General features: G+C 53.9%; 1 protein-coding gene. It reads right to left on the bottom strand.

All coding sequences use genetic code 11. The annotated features are described in order from the left end of the window. The coding region (locus BFP92_RS31840; protein WP_170875869.1) for an immunoglobulin-like domain-containing protein at positions 1-228 on the bottom strand (228 nt) is incomplete at both ends.

The following is a 228-nucleotide window of genomic DNA, read 5'->3' as shown; positions in this document are numbered from 1 at the left end:
CGATCGAGTCAGTGATGGCTGTTTCAGCTGCCTTCGGATCGGTGACCAGGTTCTCGAAGTTACCGCCTTCGGTTTTAGCGATCGTAGTGCTGACGGTTGAGCCGTTGTTATAGACATCGTTGGCTGGAGTGTTAAACACGGTCGAGCCGACGGTTTCACCGGCCTTGATCGTGATGGTCTGGCCATTGCTCAACGTTACGGTGACGTCGGTTTGCGCCTTGTTAGTCA

The organism is Pseudomonas sp. 58 R 3, assembly GCF_900006605.1.
In the GTDB taxonomy this organism is placed as follows: domain Bacteria; phylum Pseudomonadota; class Gammaproteobacteria; order Pseudomonadales; family Pseudomonadaceae; genus Aquipseudomonas; species Aquipseudomonas salomonii.
This window is presented reverse-complemented; position numbering and strand designations above follow the sequence as displayed.